This window comes from Micromonospora sp. NPDC049257, from assembly GCF_040678915.1.
Classification (GTDB): domain Bacteria; phylum Actinomycetota; class Actinomycetes; order Mycobacteriales; family Micromonosporaceae; genus Micromonospora; species Micromonospora antibiotica.
Map to the genome: position 1 here is coordinate 1 of NZ_JBFAQU010000032.1, position 26,054 is coordinate 26,054.

21 protein-coding genes and 1 pseudogene are annotated in these 26,054 nt (G+C 72.6%); 4 read left to right on the plus strand and 18 right to left on the minus strand.

The window, feature by feature from the left end:
* Positions 1-82 precede the first annotated feature (82 nt).
* Complete coding sequence (locus AB0K25_RS28530; RefSeq protein ID WP_363823685.1) at positions 83-523, minus strand: nuclear transport factor 2 family protein; 441 nt, start codon at positions 521-523, stop codon at positions 83-85.
* Positions 511-960, minus strand: a complete 450-nt coding sequence (locus AB0K25_RS28535) for a VOC family protein (protein ID WP_308290806.1) — start codon at positions 958-960, stop codon at positions 511-513. Before AB0K25_RS28535 ends, AB0K25_RS28530 begins: the two co-directional genes overlap by 13 nt.
* 186 nt (positions 961-1,146) lie before the next feature.
* Between AB0K25_RS28535 and AB0K25_RS28540 the strand changes: the two genes are divergently transcribed.
* Entirely contained in the window at positions 1,147-2,175 is a 1,029-nt protein-coding gene (locus AB0K25_RS28540) for an aldo/keto reductase (protein ID WP_363823687.1), read from the plus strand.
* A 332-nt stretch (positions 2,176-2,507) separates the two neighbouring features.
* Here AB0K25_RS28540 and AB0K25_RS28545 read toward each other — a convergent pair whose 3' ends face one another.
* From AB0K25_RS28545 to AB0K25_RS28555, 3 genes are all read right to left on the minus strand, one after another.
* On the minus strand, positions 2,508-3,710 hold the full coding sequence (locus AB0K25_RS28545) for a helix-turn-helix domain-containing protein (RefSeq protein WP_363823689.1): 1,203 nt from the start codon (positions 3,708-3,710) through the stop codon (positions 2,508-2,510).
* A 353-nt stretch (positions 3,711-4,063) separates the two neighbouring features.
* Positions 4,064-5,275 (minus strand): helix-turn-helix transcriptional regulator, encoded by a 1,212-nt coding sequence (locus tag AB0K25_RS28550; protein ID WP_091243678.1) that lies wholly within the window; start codon positions 5,273-5,275, stop codon positions 4,064-4,066.
* 126 nt (positions 5,276-5,401) lie between these two features.
* Positions 5,402-5,611: a helix-turn-helix transcriptional regulator gene (locus AB0K25_RS28555; protein WP_363823691.1), complete on the minus strand. Its 210-nt coding sequence runs from the start codon at positions 5,609-5,611 to the stop codon at positions 5,402-5,404.
* Between the two features lie 324 nt (positions 5,612-5,935).
* Between AB0K25_RS28555 and AB0K25_RS28560 the strand changes: the two genes are divergently transcribed.
* The gene (locus tag AB0K25_RS28560; protein ID WP_219463046.1) at positions 5,936-7,408 is read left to right on the plus strand and encodes an arabinofuranosidase catalytic domain-containing protein; all 1,473 of its coding nucleotides are present in this window, start codon (positions 5,936-5,938) and stop codon (positions 7,406-7,408) included.
* A gap of 75 nt (positions 7,409-7,483) precedes the next feature.
* Here the strand turns inward: AB0K25_RS28560 and AB0K25_RS28565 are convergent.
* The 12 genes and pseudogenes from AB0K25_RS28565 to AB0K25_RS28620 all read right to left on the minus strand — a co-directional run.
* Positions 7,484-7,981 (minus strand): annotated as a pseudogene (locus tag AB0K25_RS28565) (LacI family transcriptional regulator); the annotation flags it as partial.
* 123 nt (positions 7,982-8,104) lie between these two features.
* Positions 8,105-8,707 carry a response regulator transcription factor gene (locus AB0K25_RS28570; protein WP_219463048.1) on the minus strand — a complete coding sequence of 201 codons (603 nt, stop codon included), beginning with the start codon at positions 8,705-8,707 and terminating at the stop codon, positions 8,105-8,107.
* Entirely contained in the window at positions 8,704-9,951 is a 1,248-nt protein-coding gene (locus tag AB0K25_RS28575) for a histidine kinase (protein WP_357534179.1), read from the minus strand. The genes AB0K25_RS28570 and AB0K25_RS28575 overlap by 4 nt, the downstream gene beginning before the upstream one ends.
* A gap of 4 nt (positions 9,952-9,955) precedes the next feature.
* Positions 9,956-10,900: an alpha/beta hydrolase gene (locus tag AB0K25_RS28580; RefSeq protein WP_357534177.1), complete on the minus strand. Its 945-nt coding sequence runs from the start codon at positions 10,898-10,900 to the stop codon at positions 9,956-9,958.
* A gap of 278 nt (positions 10,901-11,178) precedes the next feature.
* Positions 11,179-12,093, minus strand: a complete 915-nt coding sequence (locus AB0K25_RS28585; protein WP_208570019.1) for an ABC transporter permease — start codon at positions 12,091-12,093, stop codon at positions 11,179-11,181.
* Complete coding sequence (locus AB0K25_RS28590) at positions 12,090-13,478, minus strand: ABC transporter permease (protein ID WP_357534175.1); 1,389 nt, start codon at positions 13,476-13,478, stop codon at positions 12,090-12,092. Before AB0K25_RS28590 ends, AB0K25_RS28585 begins: the two co-directional genes overlap by 4 nt.
* Positions 13,478-15,070: an ABC transporter ATP-binding protein gene (locus AB0K25_RS28595; protein WP_308290808.1), complete on the minus strand. Its 1,593-nt coding sequence runs from the start codon at positions 15,068-15,070 to the stop codon at positions 13,478-13,480. The genes AB0K25_RS28590 and AB0K25_RS28595 overlap by 1 nt, the downstream gene beginning before the upstream one ends.
* 37 nt (positions 15,071-15,107) lie before the next feature.
* On the minus strand, positions 15,108-16,187 hold the full coding sequence (locus tag AB0K25_RS28600; protein ID WP_255597632.1) for a BMP family ABC transporter substrate-binding protein: 1,080 nt from the start codon (positions 16,185-16,187) through the stop codon (positions 15,108-15,110).
* Positions 16,184-17,659: an amidohydrolase family protein gene (locus AB0K25_RS28605; RefSeq protein ID WP_363823694.1), complete on the minus strand. Its 1,476-nt coding sequence runs from the start codon at positions 17,657-17,659 to the stop codon at positions 16,184-16,186. Before AB0K25_RS28605 ends, AB0K25_RS28600 begins: the two co-directional genes overlap by 4 nt.
* Positions 17,656-18,678 (minus strand): zinc-binding dehydrogenase, encoded by a 1,023-nt coding sequence (locus tag AB0K25_RS28610; protein WP_219463058.1) that lies wholly within the window; start codon positions 18,676-18,678, stop codon positions 17,656-17,658. Before AB0K25_RS28610 ends, AB0K25_RS28605 begins: the two co-directional genes overlap by 4 nt.
* 173 nt (positions 18,679-18,851) lie before the next feature.
* Positions 18,852-20,168 carry a helix-turn-helix domain-containing protein gene (locus AB0K25_RS28615; RefSeq protein WP_219463060.1) on the minus strand — a complete coding sequence of 439 codons (1,317 nt, stop codon included), beginning with the start codon at positions 20,166-20,168 and terminating at the stop codon, positions 18,852-18,854.
* Positions 20,165-21,634: an aldehyde dehydrogenase family protein gene (locus tag AB0K25_RS28620; RefSeq protein WP_219463061.1), complete on the minus strand. Its 1,470-nt coding sequence runs from the start codon at positions 21,632-21,634 to the stop codon at positions 20,165-20,167. Before AB0K25_RS28620 ends, AB0K25_RS28615 begins: the two co-directional genes overlap by 4 nt.
* Before the next feature lie 73 nt (positions 21,635-21,707).
* Here AB0K25_RS28620 and AB0K25_RS28625 point away from each other — a divergent pair, with 73 nt between their 5' ends.
* Both AB0K25_RS28625 and AB0K25_RS28630 read left to right on the plus strand, forming a co-directional pair.
* The gene (locus tag AB0K25_RS28625) at positions 21,708-22,790 is read left to right on the plus strand and encodes an NAD(P)-dependent alcohol dehydrogenase (protein ID WP_219463063.1); all 1,083 of its coding nucleotides are present in this window, start codon (positions 21,708-21,710) and stop codon (positions 22,788-22,790) included.
* A 142-nt stretch (positions 22,791-22,932) separates the two neighbouring features.
* Complete coding sequence (locus AB0K25_RS28630) at positions 22,933-25,194, plus strand: cytochrome P450 (RefSeq protein WP_219463066.1); 2,262 nt, start codon at positions 22,933-22,935, stop codon at positions 25,192-25,194.
* Between the two features lie 133 nt (positions 25,195-25,327).
* Here the strand turns inward: AB0K25_RS28630 and AB0K25_RS28635 are convergent, their stop codons facing one another.
* The gene (locus AB0K25_RS28635) at positions 25,328-25,972 is read right to left on the minus strand and encodes a TetR/AcrR family transcriptional regulator (RefSeq protein WP_219463068.1); all 645 of its coding nucleotides are present in this window, start codon (positions 25,970-25,972) and stop codon (positions 25,328-25,330) included.
* Between the last annotated feature and the right edge of the window lie 82 nt (positions 25,973-26,054).

Genomic DNA, 26,054 nt, shown 5'->3' on the forward strand with positions numbered 1-26,054 from the left:
CCGATCCCGGTGGTGGCGATCCTGCCGCTGCTGCTGGTCATCTTCGGCACCGGCGGGCGGCCGATCGTGGTGCTCGCCGGGATCATCTACCCGAACCGGGGGCGGGCGGCGGTTCGGTGGCACCCGCGAGCTGACGGTGCACCTCGCCGCTGTCCCAGTAGTCGACCCGGTGGGCGATCAACCCGTCCGGGTCGACCCGGAACCGGAACACGCCGCGGATGCGCACCGGTGCCCGGCCGGCCGACGCCAGCCGGAACGACATCCGGTAGGCCACCGCCGCCCGGTCACCGTCGACGAGCAGCTCCTCCACCTCGTAGCGCAGGTCGACGAACTCAGCCAGGAAACCGTCGAGCCGGGCCCGGTAACGGACCCGGCCGACCACCGTCCGGCCGAGGGCGGCGGTGTGCTCGTTGACGAAGTCGGCGCTGACGCAGCCGGCGACGGCATCGGCGTCGTGGGCGTTCAACGCCGCCAGGTACCGCAGTACGGCGGCGCGGGTCGACGCTGCGGTCAGCTCCCCCACCGACGCCGCACGGTGTCGAAGACCTGCTGGTCGTGGGAGATCTCGATGACGTTGCCGTCGGGGTCCTTCAGCGCGCAGATGTAACCGACCGGCGGCGGCATCTGGCGGGGCTCCCAGTGCAGGCAGCCCAGCTCCCGGGCCCGCGCGGCGATCTCGTCGACGTCCGAGCGCTGCGGCACCTCGATGCCGATGTGCGCGAACGGGTGCAGCAGACCGAGCTGGCCGCCCTTGTCCTTGTTGAACGAGACCAGCACCAGCACGAACGGGGTGTCGGCCTGCTTGTCGTTGGAAAGCCAGACGCTCTCCCCGTCGGCGTCGGCGAACCGCTCCACGACCACCAGCGGGGTGAGCGCGGTGTAGAAGGAGATCGCCTTGTCGAGGTCGCCGGTGGGCAACGCCACGTGCGTCCATCGGGCTTGGGTCAGACCGGTCGCCACTGTTACCTCCACCGTACCGAAATGTCCATCACTATCGCGTCCACCAGCCTATTCACTGTTCGGCGGCAGGGTCGATGTGCCGGGGACACAAAGCCGGCGCGCCGGGTTCGACGCGCCGGGACGGTGCCACCGGCCGGCCGGCGTGCCAGCGTGGGGGCACACCGCGTACGGGAGGTCGATCGGATCATGCAGTACCGCAGACTGGGCGGAACCGGGGTCGAGGTGAGCACCCTCTGCCTCGGCACCATGATGTTCGGCGCCTGGGGCAACCCCGACGAGCAGGAGTGCCACCGGATCGTCGCCGAGGCGCTCGACGCCGGGATCAACCTGGTCGACACCGCCGACGTCTACGCCCACGGCGAGTCCGAGGAGATCCTCGGCCGGGCGCTGCGTGGCCGGCGCGACGACGTGGTGCTGGCCACCAAGTTCCACGAGCCGATGGGGGACGACCGCAACCGGCGCGGCAACTCCCGCCGCTGGATCCGGCAGGCGGTGGAGGGCAGCCTGCGCCGGCTCGGCACCGACTGGATCGACCTCTACCAGGTGCACCGGCCCGATCCGCTCACCGACGTCGACGAGACCCTCGGCGCGCTGTCCGACCTGGTCCGGGAGGGCAAGGTCCGGATGATCGGCACCTCGGCGTTCCCGGCCGAGCAGATCGTCGAGGCGCAGTGGGTGGCCGAACGCCGGCAGCGGGAACGCTTCACCACCGAACAGCTCGGCTACTCGATCCTGACCCGGGGCGTCGAGGCCGCCGCCCTGCCCACCAGCGCCCGGTACCGGCTGGGCGTGCTGGTGTTCAGCCCGCTCAACGGCGGCTGGCTGACCGGCAAGTACCGGTCCACAGCCGTACCGGCGGACTCCCGCGCCGGGCGCAACGGCGACCACTTCGACTTCCGCGACGCCGCCGCCCGCGACCGCAAGCTCGCCCTGGTCGACGAGCTGGCCACGCTCGCCGAGGAGAGCGGCCTGACGTTGATCGAGCTGGCGCTCGGCTTCGTGCTGAGCCACCCGGCGGTGACCAGCGCCATCATCGGGCCGCGCACCCTGGCCCAGCTGCGCAGCCAACTGCCCGCCGGGGAGCCGGCCGGGCTGCCGGCCGACGTGCTGGACCGGATCGACGCCCTGGTCCGGCCGGGCCACGACGTCAACCCGGCCGACGCCGGCTACCAGGTGCCGGCGTTGACCGACCCGAGCCTGCGCCGTCGTCCCTGACGTCGTCAGCGGCGGTCACCCCGACGCACGCCGGGACCACCCCGACGCACGCCGGGAACCGTGCCACAAGGTCACGCTCGAACATGGTTGTAGTGGCTTCGCTACGCCCGGAGGCCACTACAACCAGGAAATAGCACGATCTTGCTTGGCCGGCGACGGCGCCGCAGAGCGGGCAGCGGTCGTCGGAGGCGGGGCGTGGGTCGTCGCGGGTAGCGGAGGCCGGGCGTGGGTCGCGGGTAGCGGGGGCCGGGTGCGGGTTGCGGAGGGCGTGGCGGCCTGGAGAGTCAGGCGGTTGCGGATTTGGGCCAGGGACAGGAACGGGGCGGTCATGCTCAGGCCACCTCGAGGGCGGCGGCTAGCTGGATGATCGCGGCGGGGGCGTGCGGGTCGTGGACGAGTCGGGCGATCACCGCGCGGGCGGTGGGCCGGTGGCGTACCTCGCCGGGGGCGGTGCGCTCGGCGGCGAGCAGGGCGCGGCCGGCGTTGCCCGGGTCACCGGCGTGCAGGTAGGCGCGGGCGGCGTCGAGCAGGTGGGCGGCGCGGTGTTCGGCCGGTAGCCACCGCCAGGCATCGCGGGCGGTGGTCTTCTCGTGCCAGGCCACCGCCTCACCGGCATGACCGAGGTCGAGGGCGGTGGCGACCCGGGCCAGGTCCACCGCGACCGGCCCGAACGCGGTCCGGTGGTGGTCGTGGCCGTCGCCGACGAGGGCGGCCATCCCGGCGGCCTCGTCGAGCAGGTCGACCGTGGCGCGGTCGTCGCCGTCGCGGGCGGCGGCCAGCGCGGCCTGCACGACCAGGGTCCCGCACAGCGACAGCCTGGGGGCGGGCGCGCCGTCGAGGTCGGGCGGGGCGATCCGGTACGCGGCTGCCAGCGCCGTCGACCTGGCCGTGCGCGCCCGCCCCGACGCGCGTAACACCTGCGCCAGGGGCACGGTCGCGGCGGCCACCAGCACCACGTCACCGGTCGCGGTGGTCATGGCCCGGTCGGCAGCCAACCACGCCAGCTCCGTCTCACCCAGCTTGACCAGCAACGACGCGGTGAGCCGGTACGCCTGCACCAGCACCGACCGCCCCGCCACCGGATCATCCGCGTGGACACGCTGCGCGGCGGCCAACACGCCCGGGATCAACCCGACCACCTGCGGATACCGGGCGTGCTGGAACGTGACCCAGGCGTGGGTGACGTCCCGCGCCAGCCGATCCGCCGACAACACGCCGCCCCGTCCCGCCGGCCGGCCCACCGCGATGTCGTACGCCGACAACGCCTCCCGGACCCGCCCCACCCCCTCGACCCGACCGACTCCCCCGGCCGGCGGAACATCGCGACCAAGGAGAACGCTCGTGTCGATCCGCAACACGGTGGCGATCTCCTGAAGCGTCGACACCTTGTCCAGGGTCCGGACACCCCGCTCGACCTTGTCCACCCAACTCTTCGACTTGCCCAACCGGTCGGCGAACACTTGCTGCGACAGCCTGCGCCGCCCTCGCCAGTACGCCACCCGCCGACCGACCGGCAGCACCTCACTACCGTCCACGACGCCACCGCCGATCCGGCACCGCCCGGGTCGTCTCCTCCACCGGTATCCGCTCCGCCTCGGCCTGCACGAGCAGCCGCTGTCTTGCCGCCGCCCGCTCCGCCGCCTGGATCTGCTCACCCCGTCTTACGCCCCGATCACTGTCCACGCCACCCATCCGCGTCGTCCCCTTCGGAAGGGGCGCGGCGATGTGCTCGGGAGAACGTCACCACCGCGCCGGATCACGGGGGCATCGTTCGCCCCGTGCTGAGGGGGACGCGGCGACCAGGCGAAGTCGCACCGCCCGCCGCATCCCGTGCGGAAGACGCTACGTATGGTGACCATGGGGAACGGGTAGGGTCTCTACCCCCGGTTCACGGGACGAGGCCGACCTTCACCGCGAGGTCGCGGGCCTCGTCACGGGTGGACCGTGGACCGTCGAGCAGGTCCAGGGTGATCTGTCGGGCGTACCCGTTGAAGCGGATCGTCTCCGGAGCCGACTCGTACGCCTGCCGGAGCGTCGCCACGGCCGCCTCCTTGTCGCCCTTCCCGTGGTGCGCCCTTGCGACCTCGATCAGGTGCCGCGCCCGGCGCGGCCTCGACGGAATCGTCGCCGCCTCGTGGCGACGCGCCTGTCGGACCGCCTCGCCGAACTTCTGCAACTCCACGGCCACGGTCACCGCATGAGCGCCCATGACAACCCGGGAGAACGACGTCTGTGGCTGGTAGAAGCCCTGCGGCAGGCGTTGCGCGACCCGGTCCGCGCGATCCCAGTACCGCCACGCCCGGCCCTCCTCCCCCGCCCGGGCAGCGGTGTACGCGGCCTCGAAGTTCAGCGCTCCCCACAGGGCCAGCAGACCAGCGTCTCCCTCGGCCGCCCGGGATTCCAGAGCCGACAGCACGTCCAGTGTCACCGCCATCGCGGTGTCCCAATCGCCGGTGTCCCGGTGCACCTGCCCCAGGAACCACCCCGCTCGGGCGATCGCCTCGGGGTCGCCCGACTCCTGCGCCGCCACCATCGCCCGATCCGCAACCCGCCAGATCAACTCCGCGGCGGGCTGGTAGGCGAGGAACATCTGCACCACCCCGAGCGTCTCGGCCAACAGCGCCTGCGCCTGTCGCCGCTGCGCACCCTCGTAAACCAGGGCGGCGTGCCGCACATCCCGCAGCAGCGCGGGCAACAACGCACCCAGCACCGTCCGGTGATCCGACGCCTGATGACGCGCCCGCCACGCCGCCGCAAGCCGCTCACGCAGGCTGGACAAGGACTCGGCCGGAACGTCCGGGAAGACCGTGAAGCGGTTCACCGCGTCCCGCACCGATGCCAGCGCCGGATGCTCGGGGCCGTTGACCACCGCCGACCGGTTACCCAGCTCGCCTGCGAGGACGGCGACGTCGACCTTGAGGGCGCGCGCGATCCGGTCCAACATGTGGATGCGCGGCGGCAGGATGCGATCGGTCTCCACCGCCTTGACCCACTCGGCGCTCCGGCCGACCAGCCCACCGAGCACCGCGCGGGTCTTGCCGGAACGCTCCCGGTAGACCTTCAGCCGCTGCCCGAACGTCAACTCCGGCAAGAAATCCACCCCGACCTCCTCGTCAGTGCGGGATGCATCGCCGACCGACCGGCCGCCGTCACACCAACGCTACCGACCATCCCGCGACCGCATAACCCCTCGTCTCACTGCCCCGCATCAGCACCTGCTCGACGGCTATCCCGGGGGGGGGATCGCCAGCCCGAGGGTGCGGCTGCGTCCCTCCTTGAGCGCGCGGGCGCTGGCGTTCGGTCGGTAGTCCAGCTCGTCGATGACCGCCTGGATCCGCTGCCGGGTCCCCTCCGAGACGGTCCGCTTCCTGCTCAGGACGCAGAAGACGGTGCTGCAGGACACCCCCGCCCGGCGGGCGATCTCCCCGATGTTCATGCCGCGCCCTCGAATCGATTCTTGCCCCGAAACGGGCACGCACCCTCTTCCCTGTCGGCATATCCGTCCGGAACCCAAGCCCCGAGTCGGCATGTTCCCCGGCCAGCGGGGCGTCGACCGGGTCGGATGCGACGGCCCGCGCCCGGTAGCGCAACGCATGGACGGGCATTAATGTAATAGGTATGACGTGTGACGTCAGTCTGGGCCGGTAGCGAGGCTCGAACCACCGCCGCCCACGGCACCAACCGTGTCGAACTGGATCGGTCCGGCAACACAGGCTCAACCCGCCACCACCACGCTCCACCTCACCGCCGAGAGGATCCGATGAATGTGAAGGGACGACTGAGTCGTCTGCTCGCCGCGACGGGAACCCTGCTGGTTCTCGCTGTCGGCGCCAGCATCTACGTGGTCTCGGACGCGCCGGGTGTCGCCCGCGCCGCCGGCACGGGGCCGTGCGACATCTACGCCTCGGGTGGCACCCCGTGCGTGGCCGCGCACAGCACCACCCGGGCGCTGTACGGCGCGTACAACGGCCCGCTTTACCAGGTTCGCCGCTCGTCGGACAACACCACCCGCGACGTCGGCGTGCTGAGCGCGGGCGGCTACGCCGACGCCGCCGCGCAGGACACGTTCTGCACCAACACCAACTGCGTCATCACGATCATCTACGACCAGACCGGCCGCAACAACCGTCTCACCCAGGCCTTGGGTGGCGGCGTGCCGGGCCCCGGGCCTGGCGGGTCGGACAACCTTGCCGACGCGAAGGCGGCGCCGATCACGATCGGCGGCCAGAAGGCGTACGGCGTCTACATCCCTCCGGGCACCGGCTACCGCAACAACAACACCAACGGCATCGCGACCGGCGACCAGCCCGAGGGCATGTACGCCGTCCTCGACGGCACGCACTACAACAACGGGTGCTGCTTCGACTACGGCAACGCGCAGACGAACGCCATGGCCGACGACATCGGCATCATGGAGACCATCTACTTCGGCAACAACAAGGTGTGGGGCTACGGGGACGGCAACGGCCCCTGGATCATGATGGACATGGAGTGGGGACTCTTCTCCGGAGTGAACCCGCGATACAACCCCATGCCGCCCATCAACCACCGCTTCGTGACGGCCATCGTCAAGGGCGAACCGAACCACTGGGCGATCCGCGGCGGCAGCGCGCAGTCCGGCGGCCTGACGACCTACTTCGACGGACGCCGCCCCAACGGCTACCACCCGATGAAGAAGGAAGGCGCCATCCTGCTCGGCATCGGCGGCGACAACAGCAACACCGCCCGCGGCACCTTCTACGAGGGCGTGATGACCTCCGGCTACCCGACCGCGACGACCGAGGACGCGGTACAGGCCAACATCGCCGCCGCCGCGTACGCGCCGGCCGTTGGTAACCCGCCGCAGGGCGTCCAACTCGTCGGTGGCCAGTCCAACCGCTGCGTCGACGTGCCGAACGGCACCACCACCAACGGCACCCAGGTCCAACTCTGGGACTGCACCGGCAACACCGCCCAACGCTGGACCCACACCGCCGGCAAACAACTGCAGGTGCTGGGCAACAAGTGCCTCGACGCCAGCGGCCAGGGCACCACCAACGGCACCCAGGCCATCATCTGGGACTGCCACAGCGGCACCAACCAGCAATGGAACATCAACTCCAACGGCACCATCACCGGCGTCCAGTCCGGGCTCTGCCTCGACGCCAGCGGCGCCGGGACCGCCAACGGCACCAAGCTCCTCCTCTGGGCCTGCAACGGGCAACAGAACCAGCGCTGGTCCACCCGCAGCTGATCCGTACCACCACCCGACCGGCGCTGCCGGCACCGCGAGACTCGCGGTGCCGGCAGCGCCGGCGGTGCCGGCACCGGTCAGCGCGCGCTGCATTCCGGGCAGGGCGGCCTCGTTGATGGTGGCGATGGCCGTGACGTCGGGATGTGTCACGAGCAACTGTTCCACGCACGCCTCGCCGGAGGCCGTGTCGTCGCCGCGGCAGACCTCCACGCCGGTCAGCCCCCGTTCCACCGCCGCCGCCCGGAAACCGGCGAGCGCTCGATGGCTGGGCCCGTAACCCGCGGCGACCAACTCGGCGGAGCGGTTGACCAGGGCCACGTGCCGGTGCCCCAGATCGGCCAGGTGGTGCACGCAGCGGGCGATCAGCCCGGAATAGTCGATGTCGATCCAGCTCATGTCGTGCGGCTCGGCGATCCGCCCGATCGTGACGAACGGCAGACCGGTCTTGGTCAGGCGGGTCACCCGGTCGTCCTCCAAGCGGATCTCCATCAGGACCACACCGTCCACCCGGCGCCCGGTGACGATCCGCGGGAGTGTGGATCTAACATGACGCCCCCTCACCCGGCCCCCCACGGGGAGAAGCGGCGGCGACCAGACTCGAATCCCGGGATCGACTCATCGTCGCCGATGTTGCGGTATCGACGGCTCGTCGATACCGCTATATCAACGAAATTGCGAGAACCGAAAACGGAGCGCTCAGATCCAGCCGTGTTCCCAGGCGATCGTGGCGGCGGCGGTGCGCGAATCGACGTTCAGTTTCGCCATCGCGGAGGAGAGGTGGTTGCGGACGGTGCCGTGGGCGAGGCCGAGTTGCCGCGCGATGTTCTTGGTGGGCAGGCCGTCCCGGGTCAGTCTCAGCACGTCGATCTCCCGGGGCGTCAGCGGGCTCTCCTGCTCGGTGAGTGCCGACGCGGCGAGACGCGCATCGATGTAGCGTTCACCGGCGGCGACCGACCGGATGATCCTGGCCAGCTCCGACGCGGGGGTGGACTTCGGCACGAAGCCGTGCACCCGGGCGCTCAGCGCACGCTTCAACGTCCCCGGTCGGGCGTGGCGGGTGACGATGACGACCTGCGTCGCGACGAGACGCAGCAGTCGTCGGGCGGCGTCGACCCCGTCGAGTCCGGGCATTTCGAGATCGAGCAGGGTCAGGTCGGGTCGGTGCGCGACGGCAGCCGCGACCGCAGCTTCGCCGTCGGCGACATCCGCGACGACCTCGATGTCGGGTTCGAGGGATAGCAACGCCACGAGCGCGCCCCGGATGAGTTCCTCGTCGTCGGCGATCACGATCCGGATCACCGGCGGGTCCCCCGTCGTCTCGTCGGCCGGGTCGGCTCCTGCGGAGCGGGCCCCGGCGCGCCGGCGGCGGGCGCCGGAATGCGGACGGTCAACGTGAAGGTGTCGTCCTCGCGGGTGGTCTCGACCGTCCCGCGGTGGGCCGCGACGCGTTGGGCGAGGCCGGCCAGGCCCGTTCCGTCCGGACGCGGTACGCCTGCGGCGTTGTTGGTGACGGTCAGTCGGTACTCCGCCGCGACGCGGACGAGTGCGATGGTGGCTTCGGTCGCCCTGCTGTGCCGGAGCACGTTCGTCACCGCCTCCCTGATCGCGACGGCGAACACCGCGCCGAGGGCCACCGGCAGGTCCGGCGTCCCGATGTGGGCCGCACACCGGATGCCGGCGGAGCGCAGCACCGCCGCCGCGTTGCGCGCCTCCACCGCCACGGTGACGGTGCGGTAGTCGTTCACCACGGCACGGGTGTCGTCGAGGGCCACCTGCGCGATCCGGCGGATCTCGGCGATCTCCCCGCCGGCCCGCTCGGGCCGATCGGGCAGCAGCCGCTCCGCCAGTTCACTCTTCAACGCGATCACCTGGAGGTTGTGGCCCTGGATGTCGTGCAGGTCGGTCGCGAACCGGAGCCGCTCCTGCGCCACCGCCAGGTCGGAGGCGAGCCGGCGGGCGTGTTCCAGTCGCAGCACCACCTGCTGCACCCAGACCGCGCTCAGGGGCAGCAGCGTGACCAGCGCGAGGGTGCTGATCACGACGGCCTCGGCACCCGCTTCGGCGTGCCACGCCACGACGGCGGCACGCGGCGAGGCCAGCACGCCGATGAGGCCGCCGAGACCGATCGCGGCCCAGCAGCAGAGGATCACCGTCGCGCGCCACCAGCCCCGCACGAGGCAACTGAGCACGCCGCCCGCCACCGCGAGCGTGAACGCCCACCCCCAGCCCGCGAACGGTGGCAGCACGGCCAGCACCCACACCGCGCCGGACAGCGCCAGCAGCACGAGGACGAGTGGATGACCGGGCGTCGCCTCGTCGGGGGCCCGGAGCAACAGGGGGATCGTGGCCAGCCCGACCAGGACGGCGGCGACCGTCGCGACCATGAGGGTGACCACCCGCACGCCGGTGGCCGTGCCCACGCCGAGCACCACCTGCACGACGCCACCGACGAGCATCCCCAGCCCCAGGGAGAACACCGTGAACAGCCGCATCGCCCGGAGGTCGGCGGTCACCCGCGGTGCACCCGGCCAGGTGTCCGTCACCGGCTCAGCGTAGCGACCGTGCCGCCAGGAAAGCCCTGGTCTCCTGCGCGATCTCCGCCGACAGGGTGTGGTGCAGATAGTGGTCGCCCGCCAGGAGGACGACCCGACCGGTGTCGACGCTCGCCGCCTGCTGCTCGTGGAGCGCGACCCAACCCGCCACGTCGGGGTCGTCCGACCGTACGAACAACAGGACGGGCAGCCCCTTCGGGAAGGTCTTCCCGCTGACCGCGGCGAAGTTCGCCGAGACGTGCTCCATCTCGTTCACCATCGTCGGGGCCGCCGTGTTCTTCGCGCTGAGCAACCGCAGCTGCTTCCTGGTCCGCTCGTCGTAGGGCAGGCCCGCGTACGGGTCGTCGGCGATCGCCGCCAGCGCCCGGGTGATGCCGAGCTTGCTCAGGCCGACGATCACCCCGGTCGGGATCGGCTCGTCCCCGCCGGGCTGGTCGGGGACGCTGCTGTCGATGCCGACGAAGGCGACGAGTTCGTCGGCGTAGCTGGCGCTGTAGGTCAACGCGTAGATCCCGGCGATCGAGTGGCCCATCAGCACGTAACGGTCGATGCCGAGGTGCCGGAGCGCCTCGTGCACCTCCCGGGTGATGTTCGCGGCGGTGCGGTCGGTGTCGGCGGGGTCGCTCAGGCCGGTGCCGAACGGTTCGACCGCGACGACCCGGTAGGTGCTCCGGAGTTCCGTGATCAGCGGCTGGAAGTCGAGCCCGGGGGCGGCGGTGCCGAGGCCGGGCAGGAGCACGACCGTCTCGGCACCGCTGCCCGCGACCACCACGTTCATCTGCTTGCCGTCCACGGGCACGAGTTGCCCGTAACGGGTGATCGAGGAGGCTTCCGACTTCGTCGCCACCACGTTCACCACGGCGGTGGTCGCAAGCAGGAGCACCGGCACGGCGACCAGGACACCGAGGGTGGTGAGCACGACTCGCACGGGCTTTCGCATGGGTTCTCATTTCGGATCGGCGGCGCATCCGGATCACCCCCGTGATGCCTGACCAGCCAATCAAGCGCGCGAGGCGCTGCGGAAGTGTCCCGTTGTCACGACCGATCGTGACAAAAAGTCATGGTATGCCCCGTGGGACCCCCGGGTCCTCGTGATCAACGAGATACGACCACCACGGCGGGCGGGTGCCGACCCAGGACCCACACGGCGCAGCGACCGCCACCGGAGGAGGGTGGCCGCTGCGCCGTGTGGGCGGACCGGAGTCGAGGAATCCCCCGTCAGGTGGTGCCGCGTTGGAACGGTTGGGCCAGCGCCCGGGGTTCGCGGTGGGTGGTGGCGAACACCAGCATCGCCAGCAGGGCGAGCAGGTAGGGCGCGGCGATCAGCAGCTGCGAGTTCATGGTGACCCCGAGCGCCGGCAGCGCCAGCCGCATCGCGTCGGCCAGACCGAAGACGACGCAGCCGATCAGGGTACGGCCCAACCGCCAGGCCCCGAAGATGACCGCCGCGATGACCAGGTAACCCCGGCCGGCGGTCATGTTCTGGTTGAACGAGCCGACCTCGCCGACCGCCAGGTAGGCCCCGCCCAGCCCGGCGAGCAGCCCGCACCAGAGCAGCGCCTGTCGCCGTCGCTTGTTGACCTCGATCCCGCTGACGTCGGCGGCCTGCGGGTTCTCCCCCACCGCCCGCAGCTCCAGCCCCCACCGGCTGCGCTCGACCAGCCACCAGGTCAGCGGGATCACCGCCAGCAGCAGATAGACCGGCCAGCGTTGCACGAACAGCATCGGGCCGACGATCGGGATGTCGCGCAGCACCGGGATGTCCACCTGCCAGACCTGGTGGCCGGTGAAGGTGCTCACCGTGATCAGGTAGCTGGTGAGGCCCAGCACCAGGGCGTTGAGCACCAGGCCGACGACGAACGTGTTGATCTGCACCCGGTGCGACAGGATGCCGTGCACGAACGCCACCGCCACCCCGACCAGCGCGCCGGCCACCAGGCCGATGGTGGCGCTGCCGGTGGCGCTGGCGACCGCGATCGAGCCGAACGCCGCGCCGAGCATCATCGCCTCGACGGAGATGTTCAGGGTGCCGGCGCGCTGGGCGACGTACTCCCCGCAGGCGGCGAAGGCCAGGGGCACGGTGAGCCGGGCCCCGCTGGAGAGGATGGTGGCGATGTTGTCGGCGGCGCTCATGCCAACCTGCCTTCCATGGCGTCCTTGGTGCCGGCGGTCCCGGCGTCGCCGGGGTCCGCCGGTGGCGACGCGGCGGCCCGGGGTCCGGGCACCGACGCCGCCGATCCGGCCGGGTCCGACCCGGCAACCGGGTCTACCGGGGACGACCCGGAGGCCGGGTCGGTCGACGCGGCAGCGGCCACCGGAGCCGTCGGGGTGGTGGCGACCGGAGTCGCCGGGGTGGCAGCGGCGGCGGTCGGTGCCGTCGGGGTGGAGGTGGGGGTCGACGGCTCGTCGGCCAGGCGACGTCGGCGCAGCATGCCGATCACCACCGGGGGTGCGACGAAGGCCAGCACCAGCAGCGCCTTGACCACGTCGACCAGGAACGACGGCACGCCGGTGGCGGCCAGGAAGCTGCCGCCGGCCCGCAGCACGCCGAACAGCACCGCCACCGGGATGGCCAGCAGCGGGTTGTTCCGGGCCACCAGGGCGACCAGCAGGCCGTCCCAGCCGATGTTGAGCGACATCCCCGGCTGCAACCGGTTGGTGCCGACCGGGCTGGTCAGCAGCAGCGCACCGGCCAGACCGGCCAGCGCCCCGGAGATCGCCAGCGCGATGCCGCCGAGGGCACCGACCCGCACACCCGCGTGCCGGGCCGTCGCCGGGTTGAGGCCGACCATCTTCAACCGGAAACCCCAGCGGGTACGCGCCATCACCAGCGCCAGCACGACCGCCACCACGACGGCCAGCACCAGACCCCCGTTGAGCTGGAGGTTCGGGTATTCGCCCAGGGAGGTGAGCCGGGCGTTCTCGGGCACCGGGTTGGACTGCGGGGACAGCGTGCCCCGGCCGAGCCGGGACTCCTGGAGCAGCCACGGGGTGTTCACCGCGAACGAGATGAGCTGCTGGGCGAGGAACGTCATCAGCATCGTGCTCACCACGATGTTGACGCCCCGGAACCGGTACATCAACGCGCTGAGCCCGGCCCAGATCCCGGCACCGACCACCGAGGCGAGCAGCACCAGGACCAGCAGCAGCGGTCCGGGTACGGCCAGCCGCAGGCCGACCCACGCGCCGGCGAGCGCGCCGATCAGCACCTGCCCCTCCTGGCCGATGTTGAAGAAGCCGGAGCGGGCGCTGACGCAGGCCCCGACCGCGACCAGCAGCAGCGGCGCGACATAGAGCAGGGAGGTGGACCAGGCCGCCGGGGAGGCCATGCTGCCCTGGTAGAGGGCCTTGGTCGAGGCGGTCGGCGAGCCGCCGGTGACCGCGATCAGCAGGGCGGACAGGCCGAGCGCGACGCCGATCGTGGCGACGGTGGCGAGGCCGACCTGCCAGCCGCCGGGGCCGGGGTTGAGCCGGCGCAGCAGCCGCTGGCCGGTGCCGTCGATACCGAGGGTGGCCATCAGTGACTCACCCCGCCGACCAGCATGCCGAGCCGCTCGGCGGTGGCCTCGGCGGTGGGGAGCACCCCGACGATCCGGCCGGAGGAGATCACCGCGATCCGGTTGGCCAGGGCCATCACCTCCTCCAACTCTGTGGAGATCAGCAACACCGCCACCCCTTCCGCGGCGGCCTGCCGCAGCCGCACGTACATGTCTTCGATCGCGCCGACGTCCAGCCCGTGGGTGGGTTGGGCGGCGACCAGCGCCTTCGGGCCGGCGGACAGCTCCCGGGCCAGCACCACCCGCTGCTGGTTGCCGCCGGAGAGGCTGCGCAGCGGGGTGTCCGGGGAGGGCGCCACGATGTTGAACTCGGTCATCTGCTGCTGGGCGATCTTGTGCATCCGCCGCCGGCTGAGCACCCCCCGGGTGGTCACTCCGGCGAGGGACTTCATCACCAGGTTCTCGGCGACGCTCATGTCCAGCACCACACCGGAGTGGTGCCGGTCCTCGGGCACGATGCCGAGGCCGGCGTGGTGCAGCGCGCCGGGGCGGACCAGGTCGACCGGCCGGCCGTCGATCTCGACGGTGCCGGAGTCGGGGACGAGCAGCCCGGACAGCAGCTCACCGACGGTGGCCTGGCCGTTGCCCTCGACCCCGTACAGGCCGACGATCTCGCCGGGGGCCACGTCGAGGCTGAGCCGGTCCAGCACCGGCAGGCCGCCGATGAGCAGGGTGACCTCGCGCAGCCGCAACGCCGCGGGCTCGTCCTGCGCGGCCGGGCCGGGGGCCGTCGGGGGCACCACCGCCCCGTCGGCCTCGCCGACCGGCGCGGGGCGCTCGACCGGCAGCAGGCCCAGCGCGGCGCTCTCGGACTGCAACGACACCTCCCGGCCGACCATCTGCCGGGCGAGTTGCTGGGCGGTGGTGTCCTTCGTCGCGCCGTGGAACGCCACCGCGCCGCGCCGCAGCACGGTCACCCGGTCGGTGGCCGCCATGATCTCGGCGAGCTTGTGGCTGATCAGGATGACCGCCCGCCGTTCCGCCTGCACCACCCGGCGCAGCACGGTGAACAGCTCCGCCGACTCGGCCTGGGTGAGCACCGAGGTCGGCTCGTCCAGGATCAGGATGGACGGGTCACGGCGCAGGCACTTGATCAGCTCGACGCGTTGCCGTTCCCCGGCGGAGAGCCGGTCGACCCGCACGTTCGGGTCGATGGGCAGCCCGTAGCGGCGGGACACCTCCTCGACCTGGGCGCAGGCCGCCGCCCGGTCGATCCGCCCGGTGTCGCCGAGGATGACGTTCTCCCAGACGGTGAGCGGTTCGATCAGGCTGAAGTGCTGGTGCACCATGCCCAGCCCGAGGTCGGCAGCGACCTGCGGACTGTCGATCTCGACCGGTTCGGTGCCGCGCGTGATGGTGCCGGCGTCGCGGTGCACCAACCCGAGCAGGATCTTCATCAGGGTCGACTTTCCGGCCCCGTTCTCGCCGAGCAGGCCGTGGATCTCGCCGGGTCGTACGGCGAGATCCACGGCGTCGCAGGCGACGACCGGACCGTAACGCTTGCTGACTCCGCGCAGGGTGAGAGCCGGCGTCAGCTGGTCGTCAACGTCCACAGTCCGTTTCACCTCGTTGGTCGTCGGGCAGCGGGAATCAGGAGCCGAGCTTGGCGACCGTCGCGGCGGTGTCGGTCTTGCCGCTGGCCACGTCGGCGACGAAGGCGTCCATCTTCTGGGTCTGCTCCGGGGTCGCCTTGCAGATCTTGACGGCCGGGTACGGGTCCTTGCCCAGCTCCCACTTCTTGGTGGTGCCGAGGGTCATCTCACCCTTGGCGAACAGCTCCAGCGCGGCGGCGAAGTACGCGCCCGGGTCGAAGATGACCGAGATGTCGAAGCGCGGGTCGGTCGAGTCACACCGGTCGGTGCCGGGGGTCAGGGTGAGCGCACCGCCGGTGTTGGCCAGCTTGGCGGCGGCGTCGGTGGCCCCACCCAGGTACGGGTAGACGACCTTGACGCCCTGGCTGATCTGCGCCTGGACGGCCTCCCGGGCCTTCGCCGAGTCGTTGAAGTCACCGGTGTAGGTGGTCACCAGGGTCGCGTTCGGCACCACCATCCGGATGCCCGCCTTGTACGCCTTGGCGGCGTTGACCGAGAAGTCGGCCTCCATACCGGTGACGAACCCGGCCTTGGTGGCGTTCTTCTGCTGCATGACCAGGCCGGTGGCGTACCCGGCGGCGAGCATGCTCTGGTTGGGGTCGTCGCTGGACAGCGTCACCCGGGGACTCTGCGGGATGTTCTCCGACGACGGCACGTACCAGGAGGTCTTGGCGCAGACCGGCTCCTCGGAGGCCGGGATGGCGTCCTTGAGCTCGGACGCCCCGAGCGCCACCATGTCCACGCCCTGCTGGCACAGCGCGCGGGCGGCGCTGAGCGCCTCGGTCGGCGGCACGTTGCCGCGCTTGATGACCTGCCAGCCCTTTTCGGTGGCGAACTTCTCGGCACCGATCACGAAGCTCTCGTAGTAGCCGTTGTCGTTGATGTCACCGGGGCTGAGCACCCCGATGACGACCTTGCCGTCGCCGTTGGCATCCGGCTGCCCGGCGGGGGCCGTACCGCTGCTGGCCGAACCGGCCGCCGACGGTGCGGTCGCGTCGTTGCTCGCGCAACCGACCAGGGCGAATCCCAGCGCCCCGGCGAGCAGCGCCGCCGGACCCCGACCAATCCTCATTGTCATGGTGCTTTCCCTTCACGTGGGGTCGGCGCACGGCCCGGCACGGACCGGCGCGCGGAGAACTCGGTCGCTGGCACGGTGGGCCAGCGAGGGGGGATGTCGATGCCGACCCGGCGCAGCAGGGCGGCCCGACGCTGGGCGGCCTCCTCGCGCAGGGCGTCGACGTCGACGGTGGTGATCCGCCGGTCGCGGACCACCAGCCGGCCGTCGACCAGAACGTCCCGGACGGTGTGCCCGGCCGCACCCCAGACGAGCTGGGTGGGCAGGTCACCGCGCGGGGTCCAGGGGATGGTCCGGGTGTCGAGCAGCACCAGGTCGGCGGCCTTGCCGACCTCGATGGAGCCGGTCTGCGCCGCCAGCCCGACGGCGGCGGCGCCGTCGACGGTGGCCAGGGCGAAGACCTCGTCGGCGCGCAGCGGGTCGGGAACGCCCCGGTCCCGCTCCAGGCCGGCGAAGAGTCGGGCGGCCCGCCACAGGTCCGGGGTGTCCCCGGCGTTGTGCGAGTCGCAGCCCAGCGCGAGCCGGCCGCCGGCCCGGTGCAGCGCGGTGTGCCGGCCGGCCCGGGTGAAACCCTGGCCGAGCCGCAGGTAGGCCCCCGGGCAGGAGGCGACCGCGGCGCCGGTCTCGACGAGCGCGTCGACCTCGGCGTCGTCGAGCCACACCGCGTGGCCGAGCAGCAGCCGGGGGCCCAGCACGCCGAGGTCGGCCAGGTGCCGCACCGGCCGGGCCCGACCGGCGGCGGCGTAGGCGGCGGCGTCCTCGGGGCCGGGCGACAGGTGCCAGGTCATGCCCACGTCGAGCCGGTCGGCCAGCTCCGCCGCGCCGGTGAACAGCGCGTCGCTGACCAGGTCGTGCCCGACCAGGGTGATCCAGCCGGTGACCAGCGGGTCGCCGGCCAGGGCGGCGACGGTGTCGGCCTGCACGGCGAGGGTGTCGGCTGCCGGCCGGGCGTAGGGCACGTCGGGGGCGTCCCAGCCCCAGCCGCCGACCCGGGCCCGGATGCCGGCGGTACGCAGCCCGGCGGCGACCCGCAGCGGGTGCGCCACCGTGCCGGGCTCCAGCAGGGTGGTGACCCCGTAGCTGAGCGACTCGACGGCGGTGAGGGTGGCCGACAACTCGTCGTCGTCGCCGGTGACCGCGCTGTGCAGCGGCACGATCCAGTCGAAGATCGCCTGCTGGGCCGGGACGTCGTCGGGGATGCTGCTGCGCACCAGCGGGTCGGCGGTGGTGTGCTGGTGGGCGTTGACCAGGCCGGGGACGACCACACAGCCGGTGGCGTCGAGTTCGGGACTGCCCGGGTACGCCGCCCGTAGCGTCGCCGCCGGGCCGATCGCGGCGATCCGGCCGTCGACCACGGCGATCGTGCCACCGGGCACGACCGCCCGGTCGGCCGCCATGGTGACGATCTCGGCGTCGACGATCAGCAGGTCGGCCGGGCGGAGGTCGGCGGTGCCCGCCGTCGGGGTGGTGGTCATGGCCGGACGAGGATCTTGCCGATGAGGTCGCCGGACTCCTGCCGGGCGTACGCCTCGGTCAGGTCGGCCAGCCGGTATTCCGCGCCCCGGACCACCCGCAGGCCACCGGTGAAGTAGGCGTCGAGCATGTCGGCGAAGTCCGCCGGGCTGTACGCCCCGGCCCCGAGCAGCCGCAGCCCGCGCCGGTAGACGTCGGAGAGGGAGAAGCTGACCTGGTCGCCTGTGGTGTTGCCGAGCAGCACGATCCGACCGCCGGTGCGCAGGCTGGCCAGCGAGGTGGCCCAGGTGGCGGTGCCGACGTGGTCGACGGCCAGGTCGACGCCGTGACCGTCGGTGTGCTCGAGCACCCGCTCCACGGTGTGGTCGTCGAGGTCGAGCACGTCCGCGCCGAGGTCCGCGGCGACGGCCCGCTTGGCTTCGGTACGCGCCACGGCGAGCACCCGGGCGCCGGCCCGGCGGGCGAGTTGGATGGCGGCGATGCTGACCGCGCTCGTGGCGGCCTGCACCAGCACCCACTCCCCGGCGCGGACCTCACCGACGCGGTGCACGGCGTGCCAGCCGAGGCTCCACGCGGTGGGCAGCGCGGCGGCGTCGGCGAGGTCGACGTGGGCGGGCACCCGGTGCACGACGGTGGCCGGGACGGTGACGTACTCGGCGAACCCGCCGGGGCGGTTGCCACCGACCACGGCCAGTGTCGGGCAGTAGCCCGGTTGGCCGTTCTTGCAGGTGGCGCAGGCTCCGCAGCCGATGGTCGGGTCGATCAGCACCCGGTCGCCGGGGCGTACCGTGGTGACCTGCGGCCCGACGGCGTCGACCTGCCCGGCGACGTCCATGCCGCCGACGTGGGGCAGGGCGAAGCCGGGGAGCAGGGCGGTGCGCCGCTGGAGCAGGTCGAGGCGGTTGAGGGCGGCGGTGTGCACCCGGACGACCACGTCGCCGGCGCCCGGCTCGGGGTCGGGCAGGTGCCGCAGGCTCAGCACCTCGGGCCCCCCGAAACCGGTCTGGACCATCGCCCGCATCGCAACCTCCCCCATGGTCTACCAGTCAATATGGCGTCTTGCATTGTGATTCTCGTTGCTTGGAGACGTACTCTGCCTGCGGCGCGGCGGCGTGTCAACGGCTTGCCGCAAAAGAGGCGGAACGGTTAACGAAGCAGGTCGTCCAGGCCGTTCACAGGCCACCCACCAGGGGATCAACCGGCCTCGGACGCGGCCAGCAACTCCCGCGCGGCCAACGCCGTACGCAGCACCGCGACCGTCTGCGGATCGAGCGGGTCGACCCCCAACAGCCGCTTGATCAGACCGACCCGGTAGCCCACCGAGTTGCGGTGCAGGTGCAACCGTTCGCTGACCGCCTGCCGGCTGCCCCCGGTCGCCAACCAGCAGTCCAGGGTGCGCAGCAGGTCGTCGCGGTGCGCGATCGGCCCCAGGTGCCGGTGCACGAACCAGCGCAACCGCTCGTCCGGCACGGCCAACAGCACCTGCGCCAGCCCCGCCTGCCCGAACGGCAGCTCGACGCGCTCGTCCGGGGCGCGCAGCAGCAGCCGCAGCAGCCGGTCCGCGTCCCGGAACGATTCCGCCGTCCGGGCCGGCCCGGTCACCAGCGCACCGGCGACCACCCGCACCTGCCCGGCCCCCACGATCTGGTCCAACCGGACCCGCAGCCGGGTCACCTCGCGCTCCACGTCACCGTGCAGCAGGGTCCAGGCCCGCCGCCCCTCGGCCAGCACCGGCCGGTCCAGCCAGCTCAGCGCCGACGCCCAGCGGCGCTGCTGCGCCCCGGTGTAGGCGATCCCGGCGACGGCGTGCGGCTGGTCCAACCGCCAGCCGTGCGCCGCACCCGCCCGCAGCAGCTCGGCCTCCCCGGGTCGCAGTGGCCCGGCCCCGCCGGCAGCGGACGGCCCGGTCTCGCCCGCCTGCGGCAGGCCGGCCTCGCCCGCCCGGAGCAGCCCGGCCCCGCCCCCGGCGGGTCCGGCTGGCGACCCGGTGGGGTCGCCGAGGCCGTCACGCAGGGCCCGCAGCACCGTCGCGGCGTCCCGGACGGCGGGCGGCGGCGACTCGTGCCGGACCGCCTCGATCAACAGTGCGGTGGTCGCGGCCCCCGCCAGCGCCAGTTGCCCGGCCGCGACCGGCTCGGCCAGCAGCAGCGCGCCGAGCCGGCGGGACCCCGCACCCACCGCCACCGCCCGACCGGTCCACCCGTCGACGCAGCGGACCAGGGTCGGCACCCCCGTTCCGGCCCGGCCGGTGACCAGGGCGCGGCGCACGTCGTCCGGCGTGGCGGCGCAACGGGGGCCGTCCGCGCCGTCGCTGGCGGCGAGCAGCTCCCCCGATTCGGCCACCAGCCGGCAGGCCGCGCCGGTCCGCTCCGCCACCGCGGCCAGCAGCTCCGGCCAGCCGGCGCCACCGAACGCGAGTTCGGCGAGCCACTGGGCGAACGCGGCCGGCGACGGCGCGGCGGCGACGGCTAGCCGGGGGCGGGCCGCCGCCAGCTCACCCGATCGGCTCACGCCGACGGTCGGTCGAGCAGCCGGACCGCGACGGCCTTCTCCTGGGTGTACTCGCGCAGCGCCGCGTAGCCGCCGCCCCGGCTGAAGCCGCTCTCCTTCTGCATGTTGAACGGGAAGCCGATCACCCCGGCGTCGTGGAACTGGTTCACCGCGACCTGCCCGGAGCGAACCAGCCCGGCCACCCGCAGCGCCCGGGACACGTCACTGGTCCAGATGCAGGCCAGCAGGCCGAAGTCGGTGCCGTTCATCAGCGCCACCGCCTCGTCGACGCCCCGGAAGCCCTGCACCGCCAGCACCGGGCCGAAGACCTCCTCGCGGACCAGCCGCATGTCCGAGTCGACCTGGTCGAAGACGGTGGGGGCGACGTACCAGCCGTCGTCGAACGCGGCGGTGGCCGGCTCGCCGCCGACGACCAGCCGGGCCCCGGCGGCCGGGGCCTCGGTCAGGAAGCCCCGGACCCGCTCGTACTGGGCCTGGCTGACCAGCGGGCCCATGTCGAGGTCCTGGTCCCAGGGGCCGGTCCGGACGGCCGCCATGCCGGCGGCGACCCGCTCCACCACCTGCGCCCGGATCGACTCCTCGACCAGCAGCCGGGAACCGGCGTAGCAGTTCTGCCCGGCGTTCTCGGTGATCGACGCGATGATCGCCGGGATCGCCACGTCCAGGTCGGCGTCGGCGAAGACCACGTTCGGGGACTTGCCGCCCAGCTCCAGCTTGACCGGCACCAGGTGCTGCGCGGCGGCCCGCATGACGGCCCGGCCGGTCACCGTCGAGCCGACGAAGCTGATGTGGTCGATGTCGGGGTGCCCGGTGAGCGCGACCCCGGCCTCGGGGCCGAGCCCGGTGACCACGTTGAGCACGCCCGGCGGCAGCCCAGCCCGGCGGCCCAGCTCGGCCAGCGCGAACGGCGACAGCGGCGCGACCTCGGACGGCTTCAGCACCACCGTGTTGCCGGCGGCCAGGGCGGGGGCCACGTTGGCCGCGGTGAGCACGGCCGGCACGTTCCACGGGATGATCACCGCGCAGACGCCGTACGGCTCGGGCCGGGTGTAGCCGAAGTAGTCAGGCGTACGGGTGGGCAGGGTGACGCCGGTGAGCTTGTCCGCGGCCCCGGCGAAGTAGTCGACGATGCCCTGGGTGATGTACATGTTGAGCCGCCCGCCGGAGCGGGGTTTGCCCACGTCACGCGACTCGTACGCGGCGAGTTCCTCGACGTGCTCGCCGATCAGCGCGGCCCAGCGCGAGAGGATCGCGCCGCGCTCGCTGGGCGAGGTGGCCGCCCAGCCGGGGGCGGCCCGCCGGGCGGCGGCGACGGCGTGGTCGACGTCGACCGCGCGGGCGCGGGCCACCGACTGGATGGTCTCCCGGGTGGCGGGATCGAGCACCGGTAGCTCACCGCCGTCGGCGGCGGCGGTCCAGTCGCCGTCGATGAGCTGGCGGGCGGTGGGAATGTCCAGGTCAGCCATGTGCGAATCCTTGACCCTCTACGTTTCGCATGTCAAGATGCAATCTCGCTTTGTGAGTCACTAGGGAGGGCGCGTGCGGATCACAGCGGCGGTGCTGGAGAACGCTGGAGGGCCGTTCACCCTCCAGCAGATCGACCTCGCCGACCCCGGGCCGGACGAGGTGCTGGTCCGGGTGCACAGCGTGGGGATCTGCGCCACCGACCTGGAGTTCGCCAACTTCTTCCCCACCCCGGCGGTGCTCGGCCACGAGGGCAGCGGAGTGGTCGAGCAGGTCGGCGCGCGGGTCACCGGCGTCTCGCCGGGTGACCACGTCGCGATGAGCTTCACCTCCTGCGGCGACTGCCCGCTGTGCCGGGGCGGAAACCCCGCCTACTGCCGCCAGTTCGACGCGGTCAACTTCACCGGCCGGCGACCCGACGGCAGCTCGGCGCTCTCCCGCGACGGGCAGCAGGTCAACGGCCACTTCCTGGGCCAGTCGTCGTTCGCCACCCACGTGGTCGCCCCGGCCCGCGCGGTGGTGCCGATCAGCAAGGAGATCGACCTGGGCGTGGTCGGCCCGTTCGGCTGCGGTTTCGGCACCGGGGCCGGCGCGGTGCTCAACGTGCTGCGCCCGGAGGTCGGCTCCTCGCTCGTCGTCTTCGGCGCGGGCGCCGTCGGCGTCGCGGCGATCCTGGCCGCCCGGGTGGCCGGTTGCGCCGTCGTCGCGGCGGTCGACGTCAACGCCGGCAAGCTCGACACGGCCCGACTGCTCGGCGCGACCCACGGGGTGAACTCCACCGACGGCGACCCCCGCGAGCTGCTGACCGCGATCGCCCCGCACGGCTTCGACGTCGCGATCGACACCACCGGTCGGGAGGACGTGCTGCGCCTGGCCGTCGAGTCGCTCGGCCCGCTCGGCCGCTGCGGCGTGGTCGGGATCGGCCCGAGCGAGCAGATGAGCTTCGAGTGGCGCAGCGTGCTCAACGGCCGCAGCATCACCGGCATCATCGGCGGCAGCAGCCTCCCGCAGGTGTTCCTGCCCAAGCTGCTGGACCTGCACGCCGCCGGCAACTTCCCGGTGGACCGCCTGATCACCCGGTTCCCCTTCACGCAGATCAACGAGGCGGTGGCGGCGCTGCGGTCCGGCGAGGTCGGCAAGGCCGTACTGACCCTCTGACCGGCCGACATCGACGTTTCTGCATCTTATCGTGAAACGTTGTCTCGCTATGTGAGCGACATTACCCTTGGCGTCAGACCCACACCCAGTGGCGCGGCTGGGCAACACCGCGCAGCGTCCCGCACCTGTGGAGCACGTCCCGATGACCGAACAGCAGCGCACCGCCCCGGCCGCCGCGCAGACCGCGACCGCAGACCGGCCCGTCGCGCCCTTCGACCACCACTCGGCCGAGTGCAACACCGACCCGGTGGGTTACTACCGGGAGTTCCGGCAGACCTGCCCGGTGGGCCGGACCGACGCGCACGGCGGCTTCGTCTACACCACCCGGTACGCCGACGTGGTCCGGATCGCCCGCGACGACGACACCTTCTCCTCCGCCCGCGCCACCGCCGGGGGTGACGGCACCGCCATCGTCATCCCCCGGGGCCCCGGCCTGGAGCAGTACCCGATCGAGCTGGACCCGCCCGCCGCGACCGGCTACCGCGACCTGATCAACCCGCTGCTCACCCAGGACGCGGTCGCCGAGCTGGCCCCGATGGTCGCCCGGCACACCACCCGCGTGGTGGACGCCTTCATCGCCGAGGGGTCGGTGGACTTCGTCCGCGACCTGACCAACCCGCTGCCGGCCGCCGTCACCCTCGACTGGCTGGGCTTCCCCGAATCCGACTGGGCCAAGCTCGCCGGCCCGATCCACGACATCTTCGCCGCGCTGCCCGGCAGCGAACGCGCCGTACGCGGGGCCGCCGGCCTGGCCTACCTCGACCAGCGCATCCGCGAGCTGATCGTCGAGCGGCGGGCCGTGCCGACCGGCGACGCGGTGAGCTACCTGGCCGCCCAGCGCCGCCCCGACGGGGAGCTGTTCGCCGCCGACGAGCTGGTCTCGGTGATCGGGCTGCTGATCGCGGGTGGGGTGGACACCACCACCTCGCTGACCGGCTCCACCCTGGTGCACCTGAGCCGGCATCCCGACGACCGGCAACGCCTGATCGAGTCCCCCGACCTGCTGCTCACCGCCACCGACGAGTTCCTGCGGGTGTTCGCCCCGTCGCAGTCGATGGCCCGTACCGTCCGCACCGACACCGAGGTCGGCGGCTGCCCGGTCGCCGCCGGTGAGCGGGTGCTGATCCCCTGGGTCGCGGCGAACCACGACCCCGTCGTCTTCCCCGAGCCCGAGCAGCTCCGGTTGGACCGCGACGCCGCCCGGCACCTGAGCTTCGGCATCGGCAGCCACCGCTGCGCCGGTGCCCACCTGGCCCGGCTGATGTTCCGCGAGATGATCACGCAGGTGCTCACCCGGCTGCCCGACTTCCGGGTGGTGGAGGAGGGCCTCGTCGCCTACCCCACCCGGGGCAACCAGAGCGGTTGGGATGCGATCCCGGCCGTCTTCACCCCGGGTCCCCGCCGCGACGCCGACGCGGCGGGGACCCGGCCCACCGCCAGCCTGACCGGCGACCGGGAACTGGTCATGGCGGCCACCGCCACCGCCACCGACGAGGTGCTGGAGGTATGCCTGGCCGACCCGACCGGCGCGGAACTGCCACCCTGGGCGCCGGGTGCGCACCTGGAGGTGCGGCTGCCGTCCGGGCGGGTCCGGCAGTACTCGCTGTGCGGCGACCCGGCCGACACCCGGCACTACCGGATCGCGGCGCTGCGCGAGCCCGCCGGCCGGGGCGGTTCGGTGGAGCTGCACACGCTGGCCCGAGCGGGCGTCGCCCTCTCGGTACGCGGCCCACGCAACCACTTCCCGCTCGTCGACGCCCCCGCTTACCTCTTCCTCGCCGGGGGCATCGGGATCACCCCGATCCTGGCGATGGCCCGCGAGGCCGACCGCCGGGGCGTGCCGTTCCACCTGGTGTACGGCGGGCGTACCCGCGCCTCGATGGCCTTCGTCGACGAGGTGACGGCGCTGGCCGCAGACCGGGTGACCCTGCTGCCACAGGACGAGGCCGGCCTGCCCGACCTGCGGGCGCTGCTCGACGCCACCGGGCCGGGCACCGCCGTCTACTGCTGCGGACCGACCGGCATGATCGACGCGGTGGAGCGGGTCTGCGCCGAGACGGACCGGTCGGGGCAGTTGCACGTCGAGCGGTTCACCGCCGGTGACGACCTCGAGGTCGCCTTCGACCCGGCGGCGAACACCGAGTTCGAGGTGCACCTGGCGCGGACCGGGGCGACCCTGCGGGTGCCGAGGGACCGCCGGATGATCGACGTGCTGCGCGAGGTCGTGCCGGGCCTGACCTACGACTGCGAGAAGGGCTACTGCGGCGCGTGCGAGACCCGGGTGCTCGCCGGCACACCGGAGCACCGCGACTCGCTGCTCACCGATGAGGAGCGCGCGGCCGGCCGGAGCATGATGATCTGCGTCGGGCGGTGCCACTCGGAGCGGTTGGTGCTGGACCTGTAGGTCCTGCCTGGACGGCCGGCCCGGTCCCGGGGTCGGCCGTCCAGGCGTCCGCCTCCGGGCTGGAGGTCCCGGCCGCACCACGTGGCGCGGCCGGGGCCTCTGATGCGTGCGGCCCGACCGGAGCCGGTGGTCGTCAGGCCGCGTTCGCCAGGGCGTCGAGGATCAGGTCGAGGCCGAAGGTGAACTGTCCGCCGAAGTCGTAGCCGGGCTGCCGGACGTGTTGGGTGGCGAACTCGACCAGGTGCGGGTAGTCGCCCGCCGCGAAACCCGCCATGATCGCATCGGCGACCTCGGTGGCGGAGTCGCCGCCGTCGAACGGCAGTGACGCCTCCTGCAACACGAAACCGAAGACGTACGCGTCGATGACCGCGTAGGCGTGGGCCGTCATCGGCAGTGAGAAGCCCCCGCCCCGCAGCACGCCCAGCATCCTGTCGTGGTGGCGCAGGGTGGCCGGGCCGGGGCTGGTCCGGGTCTCGATCAGGGTCAGCGCCCAGGGGTGCCGGGCGAGGACCGTCCGGGCCGACAGGCAACGCCGGCGCACCTCGGCCCGCCAGTCGCCGCCCGGCGCGGGCAGGTCGATCTCGGCGAAGACCCCGTCGACGAGCGCGTCGAGCAGCTCGTCCTTGTTGCGGATGTAGTGGTAGAGCGACATCGGTTTGGCGTGCAGCGCGGCGGCGAGCGAGCGCATGGTCAGCGCGCCGAGACCGTCTGCGTCGGCGATGGCGACGGCGGCCCGCAGCACCCGCTCCCGGCTGAGCTGCCGCACCGGTTCGCCCACCTGTCGCTCCCCTGACACCCGGTTGACCGCCTGCACCGCCCACCGTACCGTACTAAGTAAGTCGTACTTAGTACGAAGAGCC